Here is a 25,356-nt window from a genome sequence, read left to right as displayed (position 1 = left end):
CGAACCCACATCGAGACCGAGAGAAGACTGAGCCGATATGGCTACCACTTCGCTTGACCTGGCCAAGGTGCGCAACATCGGCATCATGGCCCACATCGACGCGGGCAAGACGACCACCACCGAGCGCATCCTGTTCTACACCGGTGTGTCGTACAAGATCGGTGAGGTCCACGACGGCGCTGCCACGATGGACTGGATGGAGCAGGAGCAGGAGCGTGGTATCACCATCACGTCTGCCGCCACCACCTGCCACTGGCCGCTCGAAGATGTTGACCACACCATCAACATCATCGACACCCCGGGTCACGTCGACTTCACCGTCGAGGTGGAGCGTTCGCTCCGCGTCCTCGACGGCGCCGTCACCGTGTTCGACGGTGTGGCCGGCGTCGAGCCGCAGTCCGAGACCGTTTGGCGTCAGGCGGACCGCTACGGCGTCCCGCGCATCTGCTTCGTCAACAAGCTGGACCGCACCGGCGCCGAGTTCCACCGCTGCGTCGACATGATCAAGGACCGCCTCGGTGCGGTTCCGATCGTCATGCAGCTCCCCATCGGCGCCGAGATGGACTTCCAGGGCGTTGTCGACCTGGTCACCATGAAGGCGTTCGTCTGGTCCGCCGAGGCGACCAAGGGCGAGATGTACGACATCGTCGACATCCCGGACACCCACAAGGAAGCCGCCGCTGAGTGGCACGCCAAGCTGGTCGAGACGGTCGCCGAGAACGACGACCAGATCATGGAGCTGTTCCTCGAGGGCGTCGAGCCGTCGGTCGAGCAGCTGCACGCCGCTGTGCGTCGCATCATCATCGGTTCCAAGGGTGACAACGGCGCCACCGTCACCGCGGTGTTCTGTGGCACGGCGTTCAAGAACAAGGGCGTCCAGCCCCTGCTCGACGCCGTCGTCCGCTACCTCCCGTCGCCCCTCGACATCGAGGCCATCGAAGGCCACGACGTCAAGGACGCCGAGGTCGTCGTGAAGCGCAAGCCGTCTGACGAGGAGCCCCTCGCGGCGCTCGCGTTCAAGATCATGCGCGACCCGCACCTCGGCAAGCTCACCTTCGTCCGGGTTTACTCGGGCCGCCTGGAGGCCGGCACTGCGGTGCTGAACTCCGTCAAGGGCAAGAAGGAGCGCATCGGCAAGATCTACCGCATGCACGCGAACAAGCGTGAAGAGATCGAGTCGGTGGGCGCCGGTGACATCGTCGCCGTCATGGGCCTGAAGCAGACCACCACCGGTGAGACGCTGTGTGACGACAAGAACCCGGTCATCCTGGAGTCCATGGACTTCCCGGCCCCGGTCATTCAGGTCGCCATCGAGCCCAAGTCCAAGGGCGACCAGGAGAAGCTGGGTGTCGCCATCCAGTCCCTGGCGGAGGAGGACCCCTCCTTCCACGTCCACTCGGACGAGGAGACCGGCCAGACCATCCTCGGTGGTATGGGCGAGCTGCACCTCGAGGTGCTGGTCGACCGTATGAAGCGCGAGTTCAAGGTCGAGGCCAACGTCGGCAAGCCGCAGGTCGCTTACCGCGAGACGATCCGCAAGACCGTCGAGCGTCACGACTACACCCACAAGAAGCAGACCGGTGGTACCGGTCAGTTCGCCAAGGTGCAGATCGCGATCGAGCCGATCCTCGAGGCCGACGGTCCGGCGTACGAGTTCGTGAACAAGGTCACCGGTGGCCGCATCCCGAGGGAGTACATCCCCTCGGTCGACGCGGGTGCGCAGGAAGCCATGCAGTTCGGCATCCTGGCGGGCTACGAGATGACTGGCGTCCGCGTCATTCTTCTCGACGGTGGCTACCACGAGGTCGACTCCTCCGAGCTCGCCTTCAAGATCGCCGGTTCGCAGGCCTTCAAGGAGGCCGCGCGCAAGGCTTCTCCCGTGCTCCTCGAGCCGATGATGGCCGTTGAGGTCACCACGCCCGAAGAGTCCATGGGTGATGTCATTGGTGACATCAACTCCCGCCGTGGCCAGATCCAGGCCATGGAGGAGCGTCACGGCGCTCGCCTCGTGAAGGGCCTCGTGCCCCTCTCGGAGATGTTCGGCTACGTCGGAGACCTCCGCAGCAAGACCTCGGGTCGCGCCAGCTACTCGATGCAGTTCGACTCCTACGCCGAGGTTCCCCGGAACGTCGCTGAGGAGATCATCGCGAAGGCCAAGGGCGAGTAACTCTTCCGAGTACACGCTTTAGGCTTGTCACCGGAGCCTCAGGGGCAACAGGAGCAACCCTCCCGTTGCCCCGGGGTACCGGCTTTCCAGCAAAGATCACCTGGCGCCAATCTGTAAGGCGTACAGAACCACTCTCCAGGAGGACCCCGTGGCGAAGGCGAAGTTCGAGCGGACTAAGCCGCACGTCAACATCGGCACCATCGGTCACATTGACCACGGTAAGACGACCCTCACGGCCGCCATTACCAAGGTGCTGCACGACAAGTACCCGGACCTGAACGCGGCCTCGGCCTTCGATCAGATCGACAAGGCTCCTGAAGAGCGTCAGCGCGGTATCACCATCTCCATCGCGCACGTCGAGTACCAGACCGAGGCGCGTCACTACGCCCACGTCGACTGCCCGGGTCACGCGGACTACATCAAGAACATGATCACCGGTGCCGCGCAGATGGACGGCGCGATCCTCGTGGTCGCCGCCACCGACGGCCCGATGCCGCAGACCAAGGAGCACGTGCTCCTGGCCCGCCAGGTCGGCGTTCCGTACATCGTCGTCGCCCTGAACAAGGCCGACATGGTGGACGACGAGGAGATCCTGGAGCTCGTCGAGCTCGAGGTCCGTGAGCTCCTCTCCGAGTACGAGTTCCCGGGCGACGACCTTCCGGTCGTCCAGGTCTCCGCGCTCAAGGCGCTCGAGGGCGACAAGGAGTGGGGCGACAAGCTCCTCGGCCTGATGGACGCCGTCGACGAGGCGATCCCGACCCCGCCGCGTGACACCGAGATGCCGTTCCTCATGCCCGTCGAGGACGTCTTCACGATCACCGGTCGTGGCACCGTCGTCACCGGTCGTATCGAGCGTGGTGTCCTGAAGGTCAACGAGACCGTCGACATCATCGGTATCAAGGAGACCAAGACCACCACCACGGTCACCGGTATCGAGATGTTCCGCAAGCTCCTCGACGAGGGCCAGGCGGGCGAGAACGTCGGTCTGCTCCTCCGCGGCATCAAGCGCGAGGACGTCGAGCGCGGCCAGGTCATCATCAAGCCCGGCTCGGTCACCCCGCACAAGGAGTTCGAGGCTCAGGCCTACATCCTGTCGAAGGACGAGGGTGGCCGTCACACCCCGTTCTTCAACAACTACCGCCCGCAGTTCTACTTCCGTACCACGGACGTTACGGGCGTCGTGACCCTCCCCGAGGGCACCGAGATGGTCATGCCCGGTGACAACACCGAGATGACCGTCGCGCTGATCCAGCCGGTCGCCATGGAAGAGGGCCTGAAGTTCGCCATCCGTGAGGGTGGCCGGACCGTCGGCGCCGGCCAGGTCACCAAGATCAACGCCTGATTTCAGGCCTGATCCGACCTGGTAGCTCTGCGGAGCACCATGCACTGAGGGGCCCTTCCCCGTCGCGAGAGCGACGGGGAAGGGCCCCTCGGCGTTTCCCGGGGGGCGTGCCCCGGGGGTCCCGTTACGACCAGCCGTTGTCGAAGGTGGTGGCCGTCTTCACCGGGGTGGACCAGCCGTTGTCGCCGGCGACGTTCTGCCCGGTGCTGGACTCCATAGGAGACTGGCCGATAATGATGGCCAGCGCCGCGGCTACACCGGTGATGAGCAGGGCGATTCGGGCAGAGATCGACTGCATTGTGTGGGTCCTTTTCATGCTGAGAGGTCAGAACAGCATCAGATTGCCGGTCGACATACGGCGCTGATCAGCCAGTTTTGGATGTTCCCCGGATGGCCGGCTGGCTTGTCTTCGAGTAGCTTGCCGCGCGCAGGAGCCGCACGGGACCCCCCTTGACCTGCGGTATTCACGTCTGTCGCAAACACGAAGGGTGGCGAAGTCGATGGAGTACGGCGAAAACGGAGCCGCTGAGGTTCCGCCGGCGGAGCTGACACCCGACGGGTTGCGGCTCTACGAGTTCGTGGCCGGTCTGCCCTCCTTCACACCGGAGGAGGTGGCGGGTCCGCTCGGCCTCGGCGAGCTGGAGCTACAGGCCGCCGTCGAGCAGCTGGAGGCGCTGCGGCTGCTGCGCCGGGACGCGGAGCACAAGAACCGGCTCGCGGTGGTCTCCCCGCAGTTCGCGGCCGGTCAGCTGCTGTGGCCGATGGAGCGCAGGATCCGCCGGCAGTCCGAAGCGGTGGAGCGCATCCGCACCTCCTTCGCCACGCTGGGGCCCTGCTACCAGCAGGGTCAGCAGCGCCAGCAGCGCAAGGCCGTGGAACTGCTGACCGACCTGGACGACGTACGACGCCTGATCGACGGGCTGACGGACAGCTGCCAGACCGAGGCGCTGCACGTGCAGCCGGGCGGCGCGCGCGACCCCGAGGCGCTGCAGAAGGCGCGCGGCAGCATGGCGCGGCTGCTCGAACGCGGGGTGAGCAGCCGGTCGATCTACCAGCACCCGGCCCGCTACAGCCAGCACACGGTGGAGTTCGCCGAGTGGATGATGGAGCGCGGCGCGGAGGTGCGCACCCTCGCCGACGGCCCGGACCGGATGCTGATCTACGACCGCCGGGCGGCGGTGGTCAGCGTGCAGGGGAACTCGGCGCACGCCCTGGTGGTCTACGAGCCCAATCTGGTCGCGTTCATGGTGACCTCGTTCGAGACGGCGTGGCGTGCGGCGGACCCCTTCCCCGTGAGCTTCGACCGCGAGTGGGCGAAGCAGGTCTCCGAGGACCTGCGCCATTCGATCGTGCGGCTGCTGACCGAGGGCCTGGACGACAAGGCCATCTCGCGCAGGCTCGGGATGTCGGTGCGGACGGTTCAGCGGCACGTCGCGGAGATCATGCGGTCCCTCGACGCGAAGAGCCGCTTCCAGATCGGCTACCTGGTCGGCCTGGAGGAGGCGGGCGTGGTGCTCGACGGCGAGTCCCGGGCGGGCGGCGCCGGGGGCGGTGCGGTCGGTGGTGCTGGTGCGGTCGGTGGTGCTGGGGCGGTCGGCGGTGGTGGGGCCGCGGAGGGTGCGGCTCCGGTCACCACTGGGCCCGGGGCCTAGGCGGGCCCACGTCCCGGCGGCTGTGGCCGAAGGTCATGGCCCGCATGACGGCGGGGTCGGTCCGCCCGGCGAGCAGTGCGTCCAGGACGGAGCCGAGCGCCGCCGCGAGCCGGAGGTTCTCGTCCCGCGGCAGGGGCCGCGCGGGCGTCGGGGCCAGCCAGTCCAGGCCGGGCGGCGGCGGGCCCGGCACGACCATCACGTACTCGTGTTCGCGCGCGTACGGGCCCCCCTGCGGCGACCGGGTCCACCACGCGGCCCCGGCCCCCTCCAGCGGGGGCACGGGCGGGGCGACGAGTCGGGGGATCCGGCCGGTCAGCTCCCGTACCAGGGCGGCCGCCGCCGCGGCCGGGTCGGCCGAGGCGGTCAGCGGGGCGTGGGGCAGGGCGGGCGTCCCGCCGGGCAGGACACCCACCCGCCAGGGGCCGGCCGGGGCGCCGGTGGCCCCGGCGGGCGTGCGGGCGTAGACGTAGCACCGGACGGCGGTCACCGCCGGGGCAGCCGGTCCGGGAGGCCGAGGAGCAGCAGGGCCAGGTTGACCCCGGGCCGGCCGAATTCCTCCTGGTAGCGGTCGATGACCACGTTCTCCTCGGTCAGGGAGGTCCGGGCGCCGCCGGAGGTGACGCGGGCGCGGGTGCGCGCGCGGGCGGCCTCGGCGCGCCGGCCGACGAGGTGGATGATCTGCTGGTCGAGGACGGCGATGTCGTCGGGCTGCATGGGGTTCTCCGTTGTGGTGGTCACGGGGGTCAGCCGGCCGGTACGAGCGCGGCGGCGCCGGAGTCGGCGGCGGTACGGGCCCTGCGGCGCAGGGTGGTGAGGGCGACGAGCCCGCACAGGGCGGCCAGCGGCAGCCAGACCCAGAGCGGGTCGCCGAGGCCGATGAGCGCGATGCCCGCGGAGGGGCCGAAGAACATGCCGATGCCCATCATCGAGTTGCACAGGGCGCTGGCCCGGGTCAGCTCGCGGTCGGGCACCTTGGAGATCAGCCAGGGGTGGAACGAGCAGGAGTAGGCGCACTCGCCGAGGCCGAAGAAGGCCGCGTAGAGGATCAGCCCGGTGAGCTGGACGGGCCCGGGGCCGAAGGCGCTCACGCCGGCGCAGAGGAAGCCGATCACCCACAGGGCCACGGCGAGGCGCAGTCCGCGTTCCTCGGCGTGCTTCTCCAGGAGCTTGCCGAGGGGGCGTTGGCAGGCCACGATCACCACGACGTTGACGGTGAGCATCACCGAGATCCAGCCGATGCCGGTGTCCATGAGCTGGTCGGCGACGAGCGGGGCGGTGGCCTCGAACTGGCTGAAGCCGAAGAGGTACGCGCCGAACTGGAACAGGGCGGCGGTCAGCGAGGCGCGGACGAGCATGCCGGTGCCGAAGGCGGGGGCCGCCGCTTCCGGGGCCGGGCCGTCGGGGCTCTGGCCGGCCGCCGCGGATTCAGCGATCCCGGGGACCTTGCGGGCCAGTGCCAGGACGAGGGCCACCGGCAGGTATCCGGCGGCGTTCACCAGCAGCAGCCAGGTGATGGCCTCCCGGGAGAAGGCGGCGAGGAACAGGCCGGCCACCAGGGAGCCGCCCGCCAGCGTGGCGTTGAGGATCTGGTAGCGGCGGGCGAAGACCGCGCGCCGTTCCTCGGGCGGCACGAGGGAGTTCACGATCGGGATGATCGCGGCCATGAAGGCGCCCTGGCCCGCGCCGCCGAGCACGGCGGCCGCGCCCGCCTCGGGCAGGGTCGTGGCGCCGGTCAGCACCCCGAAGCAGCCGACCCACAGGAGCAGGCCGAGGACGCCGAGCAGGTGCCGGGGGACGCGGACGACCGCGGCGGTGAGCAGCAGGGACACGGCGAGGTTGGCCAGGCCGCTGGCGCCGTAGTAGACGGCGACTCCGGCCGTCCCGATCCGCGGCTGGGCGGCCAGGTGGATCCCGATGAAGGGGAAGACCATGCCGTAGCAGAAGGACGACAGGCCGTGCAGGACCAGGATGCGGTTGACCGACCTGCGGCGGAGCGCGGCCAGGGCGTCGGGCGTCGGGCTCATGGGTGCCTTCCGGGGCGGCGGGAACGGGGGACGGTCAGGCGCCGGCGGCGGCCGGTACGAGGGCGAGGATGCGGGCGGGGCTGCCCGATCCGCCGACGATGGGCAGCGGCGCGGCGATCAGCACCGCGCCCAGGGCGGGCAGCCGGTGGAGGTTGCGCAGCTGGGTGATGCCGTACTTGTCGGCGCCGTGGAAGTACCAGTGGCAGGGGTAGGGCTGGTCCTCGAACTCGCCGGCGAGTCCGGCGTCGGTGCCGACCGTCTCCACGCCGATGCCGATGACCGCGGTCTCCTCGGCGAGCCAGCGGGCGCAGTCCGGGGCGATGCCGGGGGTGTGCCGCCCGTTGAGGAAGGTGTCCTGGTCGCCCTGGCGGGCCTCCCAGCCGGTGCGGTAGAGCAGCCAGCCGCCCGCCGGGAGGTCGCCGTGCTCCCGCTGCCAGGCCTCCACGTGGTGGCGCTGGAGCAGGAAGTCGGGGTCGGCCGCGGCTTCGGCGGAGAAGTCGAGCACGGCGGCGGGGCCGACCAGGCGCTGCGGCGGTACCTGGGAGACGTCGTCGAGGTCGCGGCCCGTGAGCCAGTGGACCGGCGCGTCGAAGTGGGTGCCGGTGTGCTCCGAGAGGCGGATGTTGTTCCAGTAGACGGTCGGTCCGGCCTCGTCGTAGTGGCTGATGACCTCGCGCGCGAACGGCCAGGGCTGGCCGCGCTCCGGCGGGAGCTGGATCAGCGGGGTCTGCTCGGACAGTGGCGAGGTGAGGTCGACGACCTCGACGGAGCCGTCGAGGAGGGCGCCCAGCAGCGGCGCGAGGGCGGTGGCGGCGGTGGTGGCAGTGGTGGCGGCGGTGCTCATGCGGAGGTCTCCGTCGTGTGGACGATCGTGTTCCAGTGCCGGTAGTCGGGGTGCTGGTCGCGCACCACCGCGTCGTAGAGCTCCTGGAGCTTGCGGGTGGTCACGCCCGGTGTGCCGTCGCCGACCGGGATCCGGTCGATGGTGGTGACCGGGGCGACCTCGGCGAGGGTGCCCGCGACGAAGATCTCGTCGGCGGTGTACAGCTCGGTGCGGTCGATCTCGCGGCGCTCCATCGGGATGCCCAGCTCGTTCGCGGCGAGTTCGCCGAGGGTGGCGACGGTGATGCCTTCGAGCACGCCGCTGGTCCCGGGCGGGGTGACGAGCTTGCCGTCGCGCAGCATCACGACGCAGGAACCGGGCGCTTCGGAGACGGTGCCGCGCTGGTTGAGCAGGAGCGTGGTGTCGTAGCCGTTGCGCACGGCTTCGTGGTGGGCGAGCCGGCTGTTGTGGTAGTTCGCACCGGCCTTGATGCGCGGCGGCATGCTGTCGTCGCTGATCCGGCGCCAGGAGGAGATGGTCGCGGAGAGCCCGCCGTCGAAGCCGCGGCCGCGCGGGGCGCGGGTGGTGGTGATGTGGGCGCCGGCGTCGTCGGTGTGGCTGAGCGGGTCGCCGTTCGGGCCCATGTTGAAGTACGAGACGACGCAGATGTGCGCGTCCTCCTCGAAGGCGTTGGCCTTCAGCACGTCGAGCACGCCCTGCCTCAGCTGCTCGTCGGTGAAGGGGATCTCCATGCGCAGCGCCTTCATCGAGCGGCGCAGTCGGGCGAGGTGCTCGTCGATGCGGAAGACGGCGAGGCCCGAGCGGTCGGGGCGGCGGTAGGCGCGCAGGCCCTCGAAGACGTTGGCGCCCCAGAAGGCGCCCTGCGAGCGGGCGTGGACGGTGCAGTTCTCCCAGTCGACGACAGTGCCGTTGAGCCAGCCGTGGGTGGGGAGTTGGGGGACGGTCATGGGGTGCTCCTGGAGGCGGAAGAAGGGGGAGGGCGGGCGCGGACCGGGCCGGGTCAGACGGCGACCGGGACGCGGACGTCGGCCGCGGCGTCCTCGGCGGTGGCGGCCGTGGCCAGCGCGCAACGGGCGAGCGTGTCGCCGTAGCGCTCCGGACGGTCGGCGTCGGCCAGCGCGCCCAGGTGGCCGTCGGGGCGGACGACCAGGCAGGTGCCCTCGGTGGCTTGGTAGGCGGCGCGCAGCACGTTGTCGCGGTCGCGCAGTACGGTCACGCCCGCGGGCATGTCGTCGGCGGGGCCGGCGGCCGGTACGGCCAGTTCGCCCTCGCGCAGGACCACGATCAGGTCGGCGGTCAGGCCGCGGGTGTCGGCGAGCGCGCGCTCGGCGAAGGCGCGGGCGGTCTCCCGGTCCGCGGCGAAGTACAGGCCGGTGAAGCCGGCGCCGTACAGCTCGCGCAGGCGGGCGGCGCCGGGCGCGGAGATCCGGGCGTCCGGGGCGAAGGCGCCCAGGAGCGGGTGGCGCTGCGCGGACTCGACGACGGGGGAGTCGACGTAGGTGTGCGGCTCGGCCATCTTGCCGCTGTTGACCTTGTCGCGGGCGCCCTGGAAGGGCTGGGAGAGGGTCAGCAGCACCTTGCGGACCGTGCGGCGCAGCAGGTTCGGCGGCACCATGAACTTGATCGTCGCCTCGGTGACGGCCAGGTTCTCCTTCGCGGCGGCGTAGCGCTCGTCGTGGTAGGTGTCGAGCAGGGCGTCGTCGGCCTGGCCGCGCATCACGAGGGCGAGCTTCCAGGCGAGGTTGTCGGCGTCCTGGATGCCGCTGTTCATGCCGCGGGAGCCGTACGGCGGCAGGGAGTGGGCGGAGTCGCCGGCGAAGAAGATCCGGCCGATCCGGAAGTTCTCCACCACGCGCTGGTGGAAGCGGTAGGTGGACAGCCAGTCGATCTCGTAGTCCACGTCACCGATCACCGCGCGCACGCGCTGGTCGAAGCGGCCGTCGGCGCGCTCGGCCTCGATGTCGGTGTTCGGGGCGAGCTGCCAGTCGATGCGCCAGATGTCGTTCGGCTGCGGGTGCATGACCAGCTGGCGGCCCGGGTTGAAGGGCGGGTCGTAGTGGAAGTGGCGCTCCTTGGCGAGCGGCAGCTTCACCTTCAGGTCGGTGATCAGGAAGCGGTCCTGGTGGCTGTAGCCGGTCCAGGCGACGCCGGTGAGCGCCCGCATGGGGCTGCGCACGCCGTCGCAGGCGACGAGGTAGCGGCAGGTGTACGTGCGCGGACCGTCCGGGGTGTCGGCGGTGACGGTGACCCCGTCGGCGTCCTGCACGGCGTCGGTGATCTCGTGCGCCCAGCGGACCTCGGCGAGGGGCTCGGACTCGATCTTCTCCAGCAGCAGCTGCTCGATGCGGAACTGCGAGATGTTGACGAAGGGGCCGTATCCGATCCGGCGGGTGTACTCGGCGGCGCGGATCTCCTTGCCGCGCACGTAGGTGCGGGCGGTGGTCCAGGTGACGCCCTCGGCGCCGATGGTCTCGGCGCACCCGAACTTGTCGAGCACCTCCAGCACGTCGCCCTGGATCAGGCAGGCCTTGGAGCCCTGCTTGCGCAGCTCGGGGTCGCGCTCGAAGAGCACGGAGGGGATGCCGAAAGAGGCCAGGCGGGCGGCGAGGGCCATGCCGACGGGGCCGGCGCCGACGATGCCGACGGGGATCTGGTCGCTGTTCATGCTGCTGCTTCGCCTTCGTTCGGGTGGCCGGGGGTGGCGGTGCGGGTGTCGGTGTCCGGCTCCTCCGTGACGCTGCGGAAGACCGGGATCTTGCGCACGGAGCTGAGGTACGGGGTGCCCTCGGTGGCGCCGGTGCCCGAGCGGGTGCCGAGCATCCGCACGGCGATCCGGTAGTGGGTCTGGCGCCAGCGGCGCAGCGCCCCGGCGAAGCCGAGCATCGAGGCGGTCAGCACCTCGCGGTCGGCGGCCGTGAAGCGCGGGTCGCCCAAGGCGGTGGTGCAGGCCGCGTCGAGGGTCTGCTGGCCGGCCAGGATCCGCTCGCGCACCTCGGGGGTGGAGCGGTAGGCGGGGGAGTCGAGCCGGTCCTGGTCCGGGACCCGGCACAGCGACTCGACCAGCTTGTAGTTGCGGGACTGGATCGCGCTGGCGCCCTCGGTGAAGTCGCGGAACACCCGGAACGACTCGACCTGCATCGTCGCCAGCAGCGAGAAGAGCGGGGCCGATTCGGCGAGCGCGCTCTCGGCGACCGCCAGGTGGGCGGCGGCCTCCTCGGTGCGGGCGCCGTCGAGGTGGCCGATGGCCGTACGGATGCTCAGCGCCAGCAGCGCGAAGGTCGTCTCGAAGGTCTGGAGCACCCGGATGAACATGTGCTCGTCGTGCGACACGTAGACCGGCAGCATGCTGAGCCGCAGCACCTGGCGCTCGCGGGCGTCCAGCAGTTCGCCGTCGGCCAGCGCCCACAGCTGGGCGGCCTGCCCGGCCGGGTCGGCGGCGGTGAGCCGGTCCCCGAGCCCGAGCCGCTCCAGGGCGGGCCGGGCCACGCGGACCGCGAGCCGGTGGCGCTTCTCCACCATCCGGGCGTCGGGCCGCATCTCGGGCAGCCACGTGGTGCGCCCCTCGACGGCGGCCAGCTCGAAGCGCAGCAGGTCGGCGAGGAGTTGGACGGTCAGCCGGTCCCGGGTCACCCGGGCCGCGGCGGCGGCCTCCGGGCCGTCGTCGGCGGTGGGCAGGCCGAGCACGCCGAGCGAGGTGTAGGTGGGGTAGTCGTAGCGCCCGTCCCACTTGTCGAGCGCGGTGTCCAGGAACCGGTCCAGGAGCAGGCGCTCCGCCGCGTCGACGTCGGCGTCGGCGTCGGCGTCGGTACCGGTCACCGGCTGCGGGGCGAGCCGTTCGCGGGCCAGGGCCAGGGACTTCAGGGTCGCGTCGGACACGAAGTGCTTGCCGACGAGGTGGAACTCCTGGAGCACGGCGGGGTAGGGGAACCGGCTGGGTACGGGATCGGCCAGCCAGTCGGTCAGCTCTTTCACTCTGGGGGTCTCACCTTCGGGAGCGGGACGGGGACGGGGACGGGCAGGGCGGGTCCGGTCAGTGCGCGGAAGGCGCGAACCTCCTGGCACAGGGCCTCCACGTCGGCCGCGGAGTTGTAGTAGTGGAAGGACAGGCGCACGACGGGGCCGCGCGGGCTGACCGCGATGCCCCGCGTCGTCAGCCATCCGGACAGGGAGCGCGGGTCGACGTCGTACAGCGCGAGGTGGGCGCCCTGCGCTTCGGGCGTCCGGGCCCGGCGGACCCGCTCGCCCTGGGCGGTCAGGGTGCGTGCGGCGAGGTCGACCAGGGCGCCGACGTGGCGTCGTACGTCGGCCCAGTCGACGCCGTCGAAGAGGCCGAAGGCGGCGTTCGCGGCGTAGACGGCGGGCACGGCCGGGGTCCCGGTCTCGAAGCGGCGGGCGACGGCCGGGAAGTCGAGGCGCAGCGGGTCGAAGGCCATCGGCTCGACCCGCCCGAACCAGCCCGTGAGCCGCGGCTCCCGGTCGGTGGTCAGGCCGGCGCGCGCATAGAGGAAGGCCAGGCCGGGCAGGCCGGCGAGGTACTTCATCGTGCCCGCGACCAGGTAGTCGCAGCCGATCTCGGTGACGTCCACCGGCATCACGCCCACGGCCTGGTAGGCGTCGACGAAGGTCAGCGCCCCGGCCTCGCGGCCGGCCCCGACGATCTCCGCCACCGGGGGCCGCTCCGCGTACTGGTAGGTGGACATCGGCACCGAGACCAGAGCGGTGCCGGGGCCGAGGACGGCCGTGTAGTCATCCGTCGTGACCCGCCCGCCCTCCCGGTCCCCGGTGAAGCGGACGCGGGCGCCGCGCGGTCGCTGGGCGAGCCAGACGTGCGCGATGGAGGGGAACTCCTCGACCGTGGTGACGATCTCGGTCCGCGGCGTCCGAAGGGCCAGGGTGGAGACCACCTGGTAGGCGCCGACGGAGGCGTTGGGCAGGATCGCGATCTGGTCCGGGGTCGCGCCGATCAGGGCGGCGATGTTCTCCCGGGCCTCGTGCACCTCCCCTTCGAACCGGTCCCAGGGCGCCCCGCGCGCCCCGATGGCCTCCTGCATGCGCTCCAGGGAGGCGTCGACCGCGTCGGACCGGGCGCCGAGGCTGCAACTGGCCAGGTGGACCGTCCGCTCCAGCATCGGGAAGGCGCGCCGGAAGGCGGCGGCCGTGACGCCGGTGACGCCGGTGGCGCCTGTGGTGCCGGTGGTGCCGGTGCTCACGCCGGGCCCATCGGGCAGGCCGGCGGCGCGGCGCCCTCCAGGTACTCGGCGTACTCGGGGGCCGGCTCGTCCTCGCCCATCGGACCGCTCAGCGTCAGCTCGGTGCGCAGCTCCCACAGCCGCGGGAAGAACTTGTGCCCGATCAGCTTGGCCAGGAACTCCACCGGCGCGCCCTTGGTGCCGACCACGGAGTGGCCGATGACCCGGGTGGCCATCTTGTAGTGCTGGGTGCGCCACAGCGAGATGCGCTCGTCCCAGTCGATGAGCGCCTCGCAGAGCCGGTACTCCGGGGTGTCCTGGCTGCTGCGGTAGACCTCGACGAGGTCGGTGCCGCGGGCCTCGGTCAGCCGCCGGAACGCCTTCTCCAGGTCCTGGCTGACCAGCCGGGCGGCCTTCCAGCCCGGGGATTCGAAGCCCGAACCGTGCCCGAGGACGGTACGGATGATCTGGAAGTCCCAGGGGGCCAGCTGCCGCATCATCTCCAGCTGGTCGGCGGTCATCCGCGCGCTCAGCGAGGCGCGGCCGAGCAGCCGGGCGGCGGTGTCGAGCTGCCCCGCGTCGATCTGCCGGGTGGCCTCCTCGACCTCGTGGCAGGCGAGCTTGAGCCACAGTTCGGTCGACTGGTGGACGACCTGGAAGAGCATCTCGTCCCGGTGGATCATGTCCTCGGGGCGGCGCTGGAGCGACAGCAGCGTGTCGGTCCGCATGTAGCGCGTGTAGTCGTTGTCCCCTTCTCCGTCGAGTACGGGAACCGAATAGTCCTTGGCCACGATGCTCCTGTCAGGCGGTGGTGGTGGACAGGGCGAGCGGCTCGGCGCGCACCCGGAAGTCCTTGGCGGTGGCGGTGATGGCGGCCTCGGCCTGGGCACCGGTCGCGGCGCGGAAGCGGAACCTGCCGCCGACGTGCTCGTAGTAGGCGTCCGCGTCGGGCAGCACCTCGCCCGGGTGCAGCACGACCTCGGCGTACGGTCCGAGGGCGCGGCCGGTCATGGAGGTCGACTCCGTGATGCGGCACGGCCGTTCGGCCGGGGCGGGCACGAGCATCCAGCCGGCCACCTCGTCGGCGGCGTGCGGAGCGGCGGCCGCCGCCGGGACGGGCGGCAGCGGGAGGTCCAGCTGGAGCTGCCAGGCGGCGTGCATCAGGTCGTAGCCGTGCACCTCGCGCCAGAGGAAGGCGATCTCGGCGCCGCCGACCCGGGCGCCGCATTCGAGGAAGCGGCAGTGGGGGCGGCCGTCCGCGTCCCGGTCGATGAAGACTTCGAGGTGGAAGACGGTGGCCCGGCCGGGGGAGAGCGCGCCGAGGAAGGCGGTGGCCGCCCGCTCCACGGCCGCGTTGACCTCGGGGTCGTCGATCTCGACGGAGCCGAGGTGGTTCCCGTCGCGGAAGCCCAGGCAGGTGTTGAGGTAGCGGGAGGCCCGCCAGGCGAGCAGCCGTTCGCCGTCGAAGACCCCGTCCACGTGCGAGATCGGGGCGTCCACGAAGGCCTGCACCAGCATCGGCTCGCTGTCCAGGTCGAGCGCGGCGACCTGTTCGGGGCGGTCCACCCGCACCACGCCGGAGCTGGAGCTGCCGGTGCGCGGCTTGACGATGACGGGCCAGCCCGTGTCCTCGCCGAAGGCGCGGACGACGGCCGCGTCGGTGGCGGCGGCGAACTCCGGTACGTCCAGGCCCGCGTCGGCGACCGCGCGGCACATCACGTACTTGTCGCGGAAGACGATCTGCGAGGCCTGGCGCGGGCCGGGTACGTCCCACTCCTCGCGCAGCGCGGCCCCGACGAGCAGGTCGTCCTCCTTGAGGGCGACGATCGCGGCGGGCGCGCCGTGCCGGGCGGCCAGGGCGCGCACCTCGGCGCGGACCCGCTCCAGGTCGTCGGTCGCGGGGACCAGGACGACCTCGTGGGCCTCGGCGGGCACGGAACCGGTGCCGACCTCGGTGCTCACGTAACTCACGCGGTGCGCGGCGTGGTCGATGTAGCGGGTGAATTCCGCGTACCGCTCGCGCCAGCGGTTGACGACGACGACGTGCGGGCGATCGGTGTCCGGGCTCATATCTGCTTCTCCTCGTCTTCCGGGTGGGTGAACACGCAGGTGCCGCGGGTGCCGGGGTTCGCGTAGGTGATGACCGAGCCGTCCCGCGGCTGGAGGGCGCGGACGAAGGCGCCGCCGTACCCCCGCGGGGTGACGAAGATCCCCCAGTTCGCGACCCATTCCCCGATGAGGCCGGTGTCCGGGTCGAGGGCTGGCTCCAGCGCCGGTACGACCAGCTCCTGCGCCACGTAGTCGCGCAGGGCGGTCGCCGCCAGGGCCGCCGCCCACGCCGCGTCGTCGACGTCCCGGCCGATGACCACGCCGTCGGCGCTGTAGCCGATGCCGGGCTTGAGCACGAGCGAGGCGCGGTGCGTACGGGCGTGCTCCAGGGCGTCTTCGCACCCCTCGGCCCCCAGCACCCAGGTCCGCGGCAGCACCCGGTCGACCAGCTCCCGCTCGGCCCCGGTCAGCTCGGCGCGGACGGCCGGGCGGTGCAGCAGGCCGAGGGCGGCCTTGCTCGTGAACAGGGCCCCTTCGAGCGGGGTGAACAGGGCGGTACGGCCTTGCGCGTGGGCCCGGTTGACGAGGCTCAGCGCGGCCCGGGCGGCCGGGTCGCCGGCGATCTGGCCGGCGGCGAAGAAGCGCAGGATCACGTCGAGCGGGCGGCCGTGCAGGTGCAGCCTGCCGTCCGGCCCCTCGGTGAGTTCCTGGATCTCCCCGAGCTGGAGCTCGATGCCGTGGCCGCGCAGGTCCTCCTGGATGGAGAGGAAGACCCCGTCGTGTTCGCCGAGCGCGCCGGGCGCCTCCACCAGGGCCACGGCCGGGGCGCCTTCGGTGGGGGCGGCGCCGGTACGGGCGGCCGCCGCGGCGTACAGCTCGGTGACCAGCTCCGCCATGGTGTCGGTGTGGCCCAGTCGGTTCTTGTCGGCGAAGGCGCGGAAGGCCGGGACGTCGAGGAAGGCGCGGTTGAGCTGGGCGCTGTCGATGCCGCCCAGTTCGCTGCCGACGTTCAGCTCCAGCAGGCGGAAGCCGGTGCCGTCGTGGAAGGCGTCGGCGCGGGCGTAGAGCAGCGGGTCGCCACCGGCGCCCTCGCGCATCACCTCGATGAGTTCGGGCGGCAGGCCGATGGCCGCGCCGTAGCGGTCGAGGTCGCCGTCGTAGCAGCGCTCCGGCAGCGAGACGAGGATGCGGAAGAGGGCGGCGAGGTCGTCGGCGAAGGCACGGACCTCGCGCTCGGGGACGAAGACGGGCCGGGGCAGCAGTACGTGCCCGTAGGTCTTGGCGTAGGCGGCGGGGACGGCGGCGCGGGCGGTGAGGGTGCGCAGCTCGCTGTCCGGGCGTCGGGTCTCCTCGACGTAGCGGCCGGTGACGGGACTGTCCATGGGCGGTCTCCATTTCTGCCGGATCGGGGCATGCCGGATCACGGCACGAAGGGGGAGCCGCCGGATGCGCGGCGGCGCGGAAATGCGGGGGAAGGGCCGGGGTCCCGGTGCGTGGGGGGACGGTCCCGGTCGGCCGGAGAGCCCGGTGGGGCGGGAATCCGGAGGCGGGCCCGTTGGCGGCGGCCCGGCGCACATGCGGCAATGCGGGAAGCGGTGTGATCCGCGGTGACGTGCCTTCACTGTGGCAGCGGCGCCCCCGGCCGGGGCGGCGTCCCGGGCTGCGCGTTTACGGCTGTCGTGAATGCGCCAGGGAGCTCCGGGCCGCCAGAAGCGGACAGAACGGGGCGAAGGGTCGGGTCGGACCGTCCGGGGCGGCCGGATCCGGTTGCGCGGGGCCCCGCTCGGCTGCTTACCTACGGATCACTGCAGGGGCCCACGCCCCTCCGGACGATCCGCGGTGACCACCGGAACGTCCACCAGGGAGAAACCACATGCCCCGCCTGCAGATCGTCATCGCCAGCACCCGCCCCGGCCGCGTCGGCCCCGCCGTCGCCACCTGGGCCGCGGCCGAGGCCGGCCGCCACGGCGGCTTCGAGATCGAGACCGTCGACCTCGCCGAGGCCGCCCTGCCCTTCTTCGACGAGCCCGGGCACCCGTCCGAGGGCGCGTACGTCCACCAGCACACCAAGGACTGGAGCGCCACGGTCTCCCGCGGCGACGCCTACCTCTTCGTGATGCCCATGTACAACGGCGCCTTCACCGCGCCGCTGAAGAACGCCATCGACTTCCTGTACCAGGAGTGGCAGGACAAGCCCGTCGCCCTCCTCAGCTACACCGCGGGCCCCTCGGGCGGCGTGCCGGCCGTCGAGATGCTGCGCCCGATCCTCACCCGGATCGGCTTCCGCGCCGCGCAGCGCAGCCTGTCCGTCCCCGGTGTCGGCGAGCTGACCGACCCCGCCGACCCGTCCGTCTTCCACGCCCCGGCCGACCTCGCGGGCGACCTGAAGGGCGTGCTCGACGAGCTGACCGAGCTCCTCGCGCCGCTCGACGCGTCCGACGCGGCCCAGGTCTGAGGGGCGCGGCCATGACCTCGCACTCCCCGCCCGCGCCCGGGCCCGTAGCCGCTCCCGCTCCCGCCTGCGCCGCCCCGCGGCTGATCGTGGTCGGCAGCGGCGGGCGTCCGTACCGCGCGTACTCCTTCGCGTCCCTGCACGCCCGCCACACCCTCTCCGCGGTGCTCTCCGCGGAGCCGGACTGGCAGCGCGAGTACCTCGACTCCTACGCCGTCACCGACCTGTCCGATCCGGTCGCGATCGCCGATGCCGTACTGGCCCTCGCGGGCCCCGACATCGCCTCCGCGGCCGTGCTGACCTGGGACGAGACGGCCGTCGAGGCGACCGCCGCGGCCGCCGCCAAGCTCGGGCTGCCGCACCTGTCCGCCGAGGCAGCCGGCCGCTGCCGCGACAAGTACGCGACCCGCACGCTGCTCGCCGAGGCGGGCCTCGCCGCGGTGCGCCACCGACTCGTCACCTCCGCGGACGAAGCGGCCCTGGCCGCCGCCGAGTTCGGCTATCCCGTGGTCCTCAAGCCGCGCGCCCTCGCCGGCAGCATCGGCGTCACCCGCGCCGACGACGAGGGCCAGGTGCGGGCGGCCTTCGCCCTCGCCGACGGCGCCGCCTTCGCCACGCTGCCCACCGGCCACGGCATCCTCGTCGAGGAGTACCTCGACGGCCCCGAGATCAGCGTCGACAGCGCCGTCCACGAGGGCGAGGTCCACGTCGTCCACGTCGCGCACAAGCGCCTCGGCTTCGCCCCGTACTTCGAGGAGGTCGGCCACCTGGTCGCCACCGCGGCGGGCGAGCCCTGGGCGGACGAGGTCCGCGACCTGGTCATCGGCGTGCACCGGGTGCTCGGCGTCACCACCGGCGTCACGCACGCCGAGGTCCGCCTCACCTCCCGCGGCCCGCGCCTGATCGAGCTGAACGCCCGCCTCGGCGGCGACCTCATCCCCTTCATCAGCGCCCTGGCCAGCGGGATCGACCTGGTCGCCGTCGCCGCCGAGCTGGCCTTCGGCCGGCTGCCCGACCTGACCCCGACGCGCGCGAACACCGCCGAGGTCCGCTTCGTGTACGCGGACACCGACGGCCTCGCCCGTCCGCTCGACCTCTCCGCCGCCGCGGCCGTGCCCGGCATCGCGCACACCGCGGTGCTCGCCGGGCCCGGTGACACCCTGCGCCTGCCGCCCCGCCAGGCCATCCCGCGGCTCGCCGCGCTGGTCGCCGTCGGAGCGGACGCGCGGGACTGCGCGCGGATCCTCGACCTGGCCGAGGCCGCCGTGGACCGCGGGGTGGACCCGATCCCCGGATCGGGGGCCGACGCGTGAGCGCCCCCGTCGACGAGAGCGTCGACCTGCGGATGGCCGAGCGCACGGCGGCCGACCGTACGGCGGTCGACCGTGCGGCCGCGGACCTGCGGGCGGGCGTGCTGCCCGACGCCGGCGCCGCGCGGGACCTCGCCGCCCGCCACGCCTTCGTACCGCTCCACATCGAGCTGCTCTCCGACACCCTCACCCCGGTGACGGCCTTCGCCCGCCTCTGCGGACCCGACGAGACGGGCCTGCTGCTGGAGAGCGTCATCGGGACCGACACGAGCGTCGCCGTCGCGCGGTACTCGTACATCGCCCACCGCACCCGCCCGCTCCCGCTCGGCGACGGGGACCCGCTCCTCGCGCTCCAGCCGTTGGCCGACCGCGACGTGGCCCGGCTGCCCGGGCTCCCGCCCTTCCACGGCGGGGCCGTGGGCTACCTCGGCTACGAGAGCGCCCGCCACTTCGAGCGGCTGCCCACCGCCCCCGGGCCCGGTCCGGACATGCCCGAATCGGTGTTCCTCCAGGCCGATGACCTGGTCGTCTTCGACCACGCCACCCGCCGGGTGCTGATCACGACCCTGTACGACACGGCCGCCGAGACCTACGAGGACGCCGTCGCCCGGCTCTGCTCGACCCACGAGCGGCTCTACGGCGACCACCCCGCGGCGGCGGCCGCCACGGGCGCGGGGAACCGACCGCTGGCCCGGACCCGGACCGCCGATCAGCAGGACCGTTCCGCCTGGCGCGCCCACACCTCCGAGGAGCGCTTCCTCGACATGGTCGACACCGCCCGCGAGCACATCCGCGCCGGCGACATCTTCCAGGTGGTCCTCTCCCAGCGGTTCAGCAAGCCGCTGGCCGCCGCGCCCCTCGACGTCTACCGCCACCTGCGCGCCGTCAACCCCTCGCCGTACATGTTCCACCTCTCCCTCGGCGGCGGCCGGCACGTCATCGGGGCCTCGCCCGAGCTCCTGGTCAAGGTCGAGGACGGCCGGGCACAGACCCGCCCGCTCGCCGGGACCCGCTGGCGCGGCACCGACGCCGCCGCCGACGCGGCCCTGGAAGCGGAGCTGCTCGCCGACGAGAAGGAGTGCGCCGAGCACGTCATGCTCGTCGACCTCGGCCGCAACGACATCGGCCGGATCGCCGCCCCCGGCACCGTCCGGGTCGACCGGCTCATGGAGGTCGAGCGCTACTCGCACGTCATGCACCTGTCGTCCACGGTCAGCGGCGACCTCGCCGAAGGCCGTACGCCGCTCGACGCGCTGCGCTCCACCTTCCCCGCGGGCACCGTCTCCGGCGCCCCGAAGATCCGCGCCATGGAGATCATCGCCGAGCTGGAGCACGAGCGGCGCGGGGTCTACGGCGGCGCGCTCGGCTTCATCGGCACCGGCGGCGACCTGGACACGGCCATCGCGCTGCGCACCCTGGTCATCGCCGACGGGCAGGCGTGGGTCCAGGCCGGAGCCGGGGTGGTCGCCGACTCCGACCCGGCCGCCGAGTACCGCGAGACCCTCAACAAGGCGCAGGCGCTCTTCGCCGCGGTGGAGCGGGCGGAGGCCGGCGCATGAGCACCCCCGCGTCCGTCCCGGCCCCGCGCATCGCCGTCATCGACAACTACGACTCCTTCACCTACAACCTCGTCCAGTACCTGGCCGAGGCGGGCGCGCGGCCGCTCGTCCACCGCAACGACGGCATCACCATCGAGGAACTGGCCGCCCACGACGCCGTCCTGATCTCACCCGGCCCCGGCAACCCCGGGCAGGCCGGCATCAGCCTCGCCGCCGTCCGCGCGCTCAGCGGCCGGCTCCCGCTGCTCGGCGTCTGCCTGGGCCACCAGGCGATCGCCGAGGCCTTCGGCGCCGACGTGGTCCGGGTGGGGCCCGTACACGGCAAGACCGACCGGGTGCGGCACGACGGCACGGGCGTCCTGACCGGGCTCCCGGACCCCTTCACCGCGACCCGCTACCACTCCCTGGCCGTGGACCCCGCGAGCCTGCCGCCCGAGCTGGTCGCCCACGCATGGGCCCAGGACGGCACCGTCATGGGCCTGCGCCACCGCGCGCACCCGACGTACGGCGTGCAGTTCCACCCGGAGTCGGTCCTCACCGAGCAGGGCCACCGCATCATCGCCAACTTCGTCGACTCGGTCCGCGTCCCGGCGCTGGTCCGGGATCCGGCGACGGCCCCGCTCGAAGGAGCCGCCCGGTGAAGAACGCCCTGCGCACCCTGGCGGCGGGCCGCCGCCTCACCCGCGACGAGGCGGGCAGCGCGATGGCCGCCGTACTGGCCGGGGAAGCCACCCCCGGCCAGATCGCCGGATTCGCCATGGCCCTGTCGGCCCGCGGAGCCGACGTCGAGGAGATCGTCGGCCTCGTCGCCACCGCCCGCTCCTTCGGGACCCGCCTGCCCGGCGACGGCCGGGTCCTGGACACCTGCGGCACCGGCGGCGACGGCCACGACACCTTCAACATCTCCACCACCGCCGCGATCGTCGCGGCGGCCTGCGGGGTCCCGGTCGCCAAGCACGGCAACCGCAGCGCCTCCTCGGCCTGCGGCAGCGCCGACGTCCTGGAAGCCCTGGGCGTACGGATCGACGCGGGCCCGGCGGAGGCGGCCGCCTGCCTGGCCGAGGTGGGCATCGCCTTCCTCTTCGCGCCCGTCTTCCAGCCCGCCTTCCGGCACGCGTCCGGGCCCCGCCGCGAGCTGGGCGTCCGGACCGTGTTCAACGTGCTGGGCCCGCTCTGCAACCCGGCCGGCGCCCGCTACCAGACCCTCGGCGTCTCCGACCCGGCCCTGCTGGAGGTCATGACCGAGGTCCTGCACCGGCTCGGCACCGAGCGCGCGCTGGTGTTCTGCGCGGAGGACGGCCTGGACGAGCTGAGCACCTGCTCCCCGTCCCGGGTCGTCGAACTCGCCGACGGCCGCACCACCTCCTACCGGCTCGACCCCGCCGAGCTGGGCCTCGCCCCCGCCACCCTGGCGGACCTGCGGGGCGGCGACGCCGCCGCGAACGCGCGGACCGTACGCCGCGTCCTGGGCGGGGGAACCGGCCCGCACCGGGAGATCGTGCTACTCAACACGGCCGCCGCCCTGCGAGCGGCCGGGCGCTGTGAGGACTGGCACACGGGGATCGCGCGCGCCGCCGAAGCCATCGACAGCGGCCGCGCCGCCGCCGTGCTCGACGCCTGGACGGCCGTGGGAGCGGCCCGCGGGCCGCTCCCGGCCGCCGCGTGACGCGACACCCCACGACACGACGAGGAGTCGTACGTTGACCCGCACCACCCGCACCACCCCGATGTCCGGGGCCGAGGCCGAGGCCGAGGCGCCGCACGTCGGCAGCGGTCTGCTGGCCGAGCTGATCGCTGCCGCGCACCGTCAGACCGAGGCCCGCCGCGCCGAGGTCCCGCTCGCCGAGATCGAGCGCCGGGCCGCCGCGGCTCCCCCCGTACGGGACTTCGGCGCGGCCCTGCGCGCCCCCGGCCTCGGCGTCATCGCCGAGCTCAAGCCCCGCAGCCCGCTCAAGGGCCCGCTCACCGACGACTACCGGCCCGCCGAGCTGGCCCGCGCCTACGAGGCGGGCGGCGCCTGCGCGCTCTCGGTCCTCGCGCACACCGAGGGCTTCGGCGGCCGTCCCGAGGACCTGGCGACCGTACGGGAGGCCGTCGGCCTGCCCGTCATGCGCAAGGACTTCATCGTCGACGAGTACCAGATCGCGGAGGGCCGGGCCTTCGGCGCGGACGCGGTCCTGCTCGTGGTCGCGGCGCTGACCGGCGAGCGGCTGGCCCAGCTGTACGCGTACGCGACCGGCCTCGGCCTGCACGTCCTGGTGGAGGTGCACAGCGAGGCGGAGGCGCACACCGCGCTCGGCCTCGGCGCCGTGAACATCGGGGTCAACCACCGCGACCTGCGCGACTTCCGCATGGACCTCGGGCTCACCGGCCGGCTGCGCCCGCAGGTCCCGGCCGACCGGGTGCTGATCGCCGAGAGCGGCGTGCGCGGCCCGGCGGACGCCCGCCGCCTGCGCGCGGACGGCGCGGACGCGGTCCTGGTCGGCGAGACGCTGATGCGCGCGGCCGATCCGGCGGCGCTGGTGGCGCAACTGAAGAACGTAGAGAACACCCCCGAGGAGAACCGGTCATGACCAGCACCACTTCCTTCTTCCCGGACGCGGGAGGAGCGGTCCCGAACACCGAGGGCTATTTCGGTGATTTCGGTGGCAAGTTCATTCCGGAGGCGTTGGTCGCCGCGGTGGATGAGGTTGCGGCCGAGTATGAGAAGGCGAAGGTCGATCCGGCGTTCGCGGCCGAGTTGAATGATCTGTTGGTGAATTACACGGGTCGTCCGAGTGCGTTGACCGAGGTGCCGCGGTTCGCGGAGCACGCGGGTGGGGCGACGGTCTTCCTGAAGCGTGAGGATCTGAACCACACGGGTTCGCACAAGATCAACAATGTGTTGGGTCAGGCGTTGTTGACCAAGCGCATGGGGAAGACGCGGGTGATCGCGGAGACCGGTGCGGGTCAGCACGGTGTGGCGACGGCGACGGCGTGTGCGTTGTTCGGTCTCGAGTGCACGATCTACATGGGTGAGATCGACACGGAGCGTCAGGCGTTGAATGTGGCGCGGATGCGGATGTTGGGTGCCGAGGTCATCGCGGTGAAGTCGGGTTCGCGGACGTTGAAGGACGCGATCAACGAGGCGTTCCGTGACTGGGTCGCGAATGTGGACCGTACGCATTATTTGTTCGGTACGGTCGCGGGTCCGCATCCGTTCCCGGCGATGGTGCGTGATTTCCACCGGGTGATCGGTGTGGAGGCGCGGCGGCAGATCTTGGAGCGTGTGGGGCGGTTGCCGGACGCGGTCGCGGCGTGTGTGGGGGGCGGGTCGAACGCGATCGGTCTCTTCCACGCGTTCATTCCGGACGCGGGGGTGCGTCTGGTGGGGTTCGAGCCGGCGGGGCACGGGATCGAGACGGGTGAGCACGCGGCGACGTTGTCGGCGGGTGAGCCGGGGATCCTGCATGGTTCGCGTTCCTATGTCCTGCAGGACGAGGAGGGTCAGATCACCGAGCCGTATTCGATCTCGGCGGGTCTGGACTATCCGGGGATCGGTCCGGAGCACGCGTATTTGAAGGACGCGGGCCGGGGCGAGTACCGGGCGGTGACCGATGACCAGGCGATGCGGGCGTTGCGTCTGTTGTCCCGTACGGAGGGCATCATTCCGGCGATCGAGTCGGCGCACGCGCTGGCGGGGGCGTTGGAGTTGGGCAAGGAGCTGGGCAAGGACGGGTTGATCATCGTGAACCTGTCCGGACGCGGTGACAAGGACATGGACACGGCGGCCCGCTACTTCGGCCTCTACGACGGCACCGAGGGGGAGAGCAAGTGAGCACCACGACTGCGGGACAGGGCAACGTCCAGCTGCTGAGCGACACCTTGGCGAAGGCCAAGGGGGAGAATCGGGCGGCGCTGGTGGCGTATCTCCCGGCGGGGTTCCCGACGGTGGACGGTGGGATCGAGGCGGTCAAGGCCGTCATCGCGGGTGGCGCGGACGTGGTCGAGGTCGGCCTGCCGCACAGTGACCCGGTCCTGGACGGTCCGGTGATCCAGACCGCGGACGACATCGCGCTCCGCGGCGGGGTGAAGATCGCCGACGTGCTGCGCACGGTGCGTGAGGCGCATGAGGCGACGGGTGCGCCGGTGTTGGTGATGACGTACTGGAACCCGATCGACCGGTACGGCGTGGAGCGGTTCGCCGCGGAGTTGGCGGCGGCGGGTGGCGCGGGGTGCATCCTGCCGGACCTGCCGGTCCAGGAGTCCGCGCTGTGGCGCGAGCACGCCGACAAGCACGGCCTGGCCACGGTGTTCGTCGTCGCGCCCTCCAGCAAGGACGCCCGTCTGGCGACCATCACCGCGGCCGGTTCCGGCTTCGTCTACGCGGCGTCGCTGATGGGTGTCACCGGGACCCGGGTCTCGGTCGGCGCACAGGCCCAGGACCTGGTCGCCCGCACCCGCAAGACCACCGACCTCCCGGTCTGTGTGGGCCTCGGTGTCTCGAACGCGGCGCAGGCGAAGGAGGTCGCGGTCTTCGCGGACGGCGTGATCGTCGGCTCGGCCTTCGTCAAGCTCCTCCTCGACGCCCCCGACCTCCCGGCCGGCCTCGCCGCCGTGCGGGCTTTGGCGGGCGAGCTTGCGGAAGGCGTACGCAGGAACTAGGCCGCCTCCTTCGCCTCAACCTCCCCCAAAATGCCGCCCCGCCGGCGTTTGAGGCGCCCCCGGAGGGGTCTTTGGGGGACCGACCGGCAAGCTCCGAAGGGGCCGCCCAGGCGTGGCTGACCAC

23 protein-coding genes are annotated in these 25,356 nt (G+C 72.2%); 11 read left to right on the top strand and 12 right to left on the bottom strand.

The genetic code is table 11. The features are described from left to right. Positions 1 to 37: 37 nt before the first annotated feature. Positions 38 to 2,167, top strand: coding sequence for an elongation factor G (fusA, locus tag ACZ4UB_RS25650; protein ID WP_354382753.1), 2,130 nt, complete (start codon positions 38 to 40; stop codon positions 2,165 to 2,167). A 148-nt stretch (positions 2,168 to 2,315) separates the two neighbouring features. Next, the gene (gene tuf, locus ACZ4UB_RS25645; RefSeq protein WP_354382754.1) at positions 2,316 to 3,509 is read left to right on the top strand and encodes an elongation factor Tu; all 1,194 of its coding nucleotides are present in this window, start codon (positions 2,316 to 2,318) and stop codon (positions 3,507 to 3,509) included. Between the two features lie 124 nt (positions 3,510 to 3,633). Here tuf and ACZ4UB_RS25640 read toward each other — a convergent pair whose 3' ends face one another. Continuing rightward, a complete protein-coding gene (locus tag ACZ4UB_RS25640) occupies positions 3,634 to 3,807 on the bottom strand; it encodes a hypothetical protein (protein WP_468073495.1) in 174 nt (57 codons plus the stop codon). A gap of 202 nt (positions 3,808 to 4,009) precedes the next feature. Here ACZ4UB_RS25640 and ACZ4UB_RS25635 point away from each other — a divergent pair, with 202 nt between their 5' ends. Next, the gene (locus ACZ4UB_RS25635; protein WP_468073493.1) at positions 4,010 to 5,161 is read left to right on the top strand and encodes a helix-turn-helix transcriptional regulator; all 1,152 of its coding nucleotides are present in this window, start codon (positions 4,010 to 4,012) and stop codon (positions 5,159 to 5,161) included. Here the strand turns inward: ACZ4UB_RS25635 and ACZ4UB_RS25630 are convergent. Genes ACZ4UB_RS25630 through ACZ4UB_RS25580 form a run of 11 tightly spaced genes read right to left on the bottom strand, consistent with a single transcriptional unit; the run spans position 5,139 to position 16,649 of the window. Then, entirely contained in the window at positions 5,139 to 5,648 is a 510-nt protein-coding gene (locus ACZ4UB_RS25630; protein WP_468073491.1) for a hypothetical protein, read from the bottom strand. The two genes, ACZ4UB_RS25635 and ACZ4UB_RS25630, sit on opposite strands and share 23 nt — an antisense overlap. Next, on the bottom strand, positions 5,645 to 5,899 hold the full coding sequence (locus ACZ4UB_RS25625; protein WP_468073489.1) for a chorismate mutase family protein: 255 nt from the start codon (positions 5,897 to 5,899) through the stop codon (positions 5,645 to 5,647). The genes ACZ4UB_RS25630 and ACZ4UB_RS25625 overlap by 4 nt, the downstream gene beginning before the upstream one ends. A gap of 5 nt (positions 5,900 to 5,904) precedes the next feature. After that, positions 5,905 to 7,185, bottom strand: a complete 1,281-nt coding sequence (locus ACZ4UB_RS25620) for an MFS transporter (RefSeq protein ID WP_468073487.1) — start codon at positions 7,183 to 7,185, stop codon at positions 5,905 to 5,907. A 34-nt stretch (positions 7,186 to 7,219) separates the two neighbouring features. Continuing rightward, entirely contained in the window at positions 7,220 to 8,029 is an 810-nt protein-coding gene (locus ACZ4UB_RS25615) for a cyclase family protein (RefSeq protein WP_468073485.1), read from the bottom strand. After that, a complete protein-coding gene (gene ilvE, locus ACZ4UB_RS25610) occupies positions 8,026 to 8,976 on the bottom strand; it encodes a branched-chain-amino-acid transaminase (RefSeq protein WP_468073483.1) in 951 nt (316 codons plus the stop codon). The genes ACZ4UB_RS25615 and ilvE overlap by 4 nt, the downstream gene beginning before the upstream one ends. Positions 8,977 to 9,029: 53 nt before the next feature. Further along, positions 9,030 to 10,694 (bottom strand): FAD-dependent monooxygenase, encoded by a 1,665-nt coding sequence (locus ACZ4UB_RS25605; protein WP_468073481.1) that lies wholly within the window; start codon positions 10,692 to 10,694, stop codon positions 9,030 to 9,032. Then, positions 10,691 to 12,001, bottom strand: coding sequence for a tryptophan 2,3-dioxygenase (locus tag ACZ4UB_RS25600; RefSeq protein WP_468073479.1), 1,311 nt, complete (start codon positions 11,999 to 12,001; stop codon positions 10,691 to 10,693). The genes ACZ4UB_RS25605 and ACZ4UB_RS25600 overlap by 4 nt, the downstream gene beginning before the upstream one ends. Beyond that, positions 11,998 to 13,239, bottom strand: coding sequence for an aminotransferase class V-fold PLP-dependent enzyme (locus tag ACZ4UB_RS25595; RefSeq protein ID WP_468073477.1), 1,242 nt, complete (start codon positions 13,237 to 13,239; stop codon positions 11,998 to 12,000). The genes ACZ4UB_RS25600 and ACZ4UB_RS25595 overlap by 4 nt, the downstream gene beginning before the upstream one ends. Then, on the bottom strand, positions 13,236 to 14,009 hold the full coding sequence (locus ACZ4UB_RS25590; RefSeq protein ID WP_468073475.1) for a tryptophan 2,3-dioxygenase family protein: 774 nt from the start codon (positions 14,007 to 14,009) through the stop codon (positions 13,236 to 13,238). The genes ACZ4UB_RS25595 and ACZ4UB_RS25590 overlap by 4 nt, the downstream gene beginning before the upstream one ends. 10 nt (positions 14,010 to 14,019) lie before the next feature. Continuing rightward, positions 14,020 to 15,288 (bottom strand): ATP-grasp domain-containing protein, encoded by a 1,269-nt coding sequence (locus ACZ4UB_RS25585; protein ID WP_468073473.1) that lies wholly within the window; start codon positions 15,286 to 15,288, stop codon positions 14,020 to 14,022. Then, positions 15,285 to 16,649 carry a hypothetical protein gene (locus tag ACZ4UB_RS25580; RefSeq protein ID WP_468073471.1) on the bottom strand — a complete coding sequence of 455 codons (1,365 nt, stop codon included), beginning with the start codon at positions 16,647 to 16,649 and terminating at the stop codon, positions 15,285 to 15,287. Before ACZ4UB_RS25580 ends, ACZ4UB_RS25585 begins: the two co-directional genes overlap by 4 nt. A gap of 491 nt (positions 16,650 to 17,140) precedes the next feature. Here ACZ4UB_RS25580 and ACZ4UB_RS25575 point away from each other — a divergent pair, with 491 nt between their 5' ends. From ACZ4UB_RS25575 to trpA, 8 genes are read left to right on the top strand one after another with little or no spacing between them, the layout of a single operon-like run. Beyond that, entirely contained in the window at positions 17,141 to 17,722 is a 582-nt protein-coding gene (locus ACZ4UB_RS25575) for an NADPH-dependent FMN reductase (RefSeq protein WP_468073469.1), read from the top strand. An 11-nt stretch (positions 17,723 to 17,733) separates the two neighbouring features. Further along, the gene (locus ACZ4UB_RS25570) at positions 17,734 to 19,032 is read left to right on the top strand and encodes an ATP-grasp domain-containing protein (RefSeq protein ID WP_468073467.1); all 1,299 of its coding nucleotides are present in this window, start codon (positions 17,734 to 17,736) and stop codon (positions 19,030 to 19,032) included. Positions 19,033 to 19,064: 32 nt separating this feature from the next. After that, positions 19,065 to 20,588, top strand: a complete 1,524-nt coding sequence (locus ACZ4UB_RS25565; protein ID WP_468073556.1) for an anthranilate synthase component I family protein — start codon at positions 19,065 to 19,067, stop codon at positions 20,586 to 20,588. Beyond that, positions 20,585 to 21,229: an anthranilate synthase component II gene (locus ACZ4UB_RS25560; RefSeq protein WP_468073465.1), complete on the top strand. Its 645-nt coding sequence runs from the start codon at positions 20,585 to 20,587 to the stop codon at positions 21,227 to 21,229. The genes ACZ4UB_RS25565 and ACZ4UB_RS25560 overlap by 4 nt, the downstream gene beginning before the upstream one ends. Then, positions 21,226 to 22,254, top strand: coding sequence for an anthranilate phosphoribosyltransferase (gene trpD / locus ACZ4UB_RS25555; RefSeq protein ID WP_354382770.1), 1,029 nt, complete (start codon positions 21,226 to 21,228; stop codon positions 22,252 to 22,254). Before ACZ4UB_RS25560 ends, trpD begins: the two co-directional genes overlap by 4 nt. 34 nt (positions 22,255 to 22,288) lie before the next feature. After that, positions 22,289 to 23,161, top strand: a complete 873-nt coding sequence (gene trpC, locus ACZ4UB_RS25550) for an indole-3-glycerol phosphate synthase TrpC (protein ID WP_468073463.1) — start codon at positions 22,289 to 22,291, stop codon at positions 23,159 to 23,161. Further along, positions 23,158 to 24,405 carry a tryptophan synthase subunit beta gene (trpB, locus tag ACZ4UB_RS25545; protein ID WP_468073461.1) on the top strand — a complete coding sequence of 416 codons (1,248 nt, stop codon included), beginning with the start codon at positions 23,158 to 23,160 and terminating at the stop codon, positions 24,403 to 24,405. Before trpC ends, trpB begins: the two co-directional genes overlap by 4 nt. Then, a complete protein-coding gene (gene trpA, locus ACZ4UB_RS25540; RefSeq protein ID WP_468073459.1) occupies positions 24,402 to 25,232 on the top strand; it encodes a tryptophan synthase subunit alpha in 831 nt (276 codons plus the stop codon). The genes trpB and trpA overlap by 4 nt, the downstream gene beginning before the upstream one ends. Positions 25,233 to 25,356: the final 124 nt, after the last annotated feature.

The sequence above is a fragment of the Streptomyces sp. NPDC028419 genome (assembly GCF_055565515.1).
The sequence above is the reverse complement of the archived record's forward strand: the minus strand, read 5'-3'. Positions and strand labels throughout refer to the sequence as shown.

What these genes read in the sequence shown, in the direction of transcription:
- fusA (WP_354382753.1), top strand. Translation starts at nt 38, where the DNA reads ATGGCTACCACTTCGCTTGACCTGGCCAAGGTGCGCAACATCGGCATC.
- ACZ4UB_RS25640 (WP_468073495.1), bottom strand. Translation starts at nt 3,807, where the DNA reads ATGCAGTCGATCTCTGCCCGAATCGCCCTGCTCATCACCGGTGTAGCC.
- ACZ4UB_RS25635 (WP_468073493.1), top strand. Translation starts at nt 4,010, where the DNA reads ATGGAGTACGGCGAAAACGGAGCCGCTGAGGTTCCGCCGGCGGAGCTG.
- ACZ4UB_RS25620 (WP_468073487.1), bottom strand. Translation starts at nt 7,185, where the DNA reads ATGAGCCCGACGCCCGACGCCCTGGCCGCGCTCCGCCGCAGGTCGGTC.
- ACZ4UB_RS25615 (WP_468073485.1), bottom strand. Translation starts at nt 8,029, where the DNA reads ATGAGCACCGCCGCCACCACTGCCACCACCGCCGCCACCGCCCTCGCG.
- ilvE (WP_468073483.1), bottom strand. Translation starts at nt 8,976, where the DNA reads ATGACCGTCCCCCAACTCCCCACCCACGGCTGGCTCAACGGCACTGTC.
- ACZ4UB_RS25605 (WP_468073481.1), bottom strand. Translation starts at nt 10,694, where the DNA reads ATGAACAGCGACCAGATCCCCGTCGGCATCGTCGGCGCCGGCCCCGTC.
- ACZ4UB_RS25585 (WP_468073473.1), bottom strand. Translation starts at nt 15,288, where the DNA reads ATGAGCCCGGACACCGATCGCCCGCACGTCGTCGTCGTCAACCGCTGG.
- ACZ4UB_RS25580 (WP_468073471.1), bottom strand. Translation starts at nt 16,649, where the DNA reads ATGGACAGTCCCGTCACCGGCCGCTACGTCGAGGAGACCCGACGCCCG.
- ACZ4UB_RS25575 (WP_468073469.1), top strand. Translation starts at nt 17,141, where the DNA reads ATGCCCCGCCTGCAGATCGTCATCGCCAGCACCCGCCCCGGCCGCGTC.
- ACZ4UB_RS25570 (WP_468073467.1), top strand. Translation starts at nt 17,734, where the DNA reads ATGACCTCGCACTCCCCGCCCGCGCCCGGGCCCGTAGCCGCTCCCGCT.
- ACZ4UB_RS25565 (WP_468073556.1), top strand. Translation starts at nt 19,065, where the DNA reads ATGGCCGAGCGCACGGCGGCCGACCGTACGGCGGTCGACCGTGCGGCC.
- ACZ4UB_RS25560 (WP_468073465.1), top strand. Translation starts at nt 20,585, where the DNA reads ATGAGCACCCCCGCGTCCGTCCCGGCCCCGCGCATCGCCGTCATCGAC.
- trpB (WP_468073461.1), top strand. Translation starts at nt 23,158, where the DNA reads ATGACCAGCACCACTTCCTTCTTCCCGGACGCGGGAGGAGCGGTCCCG.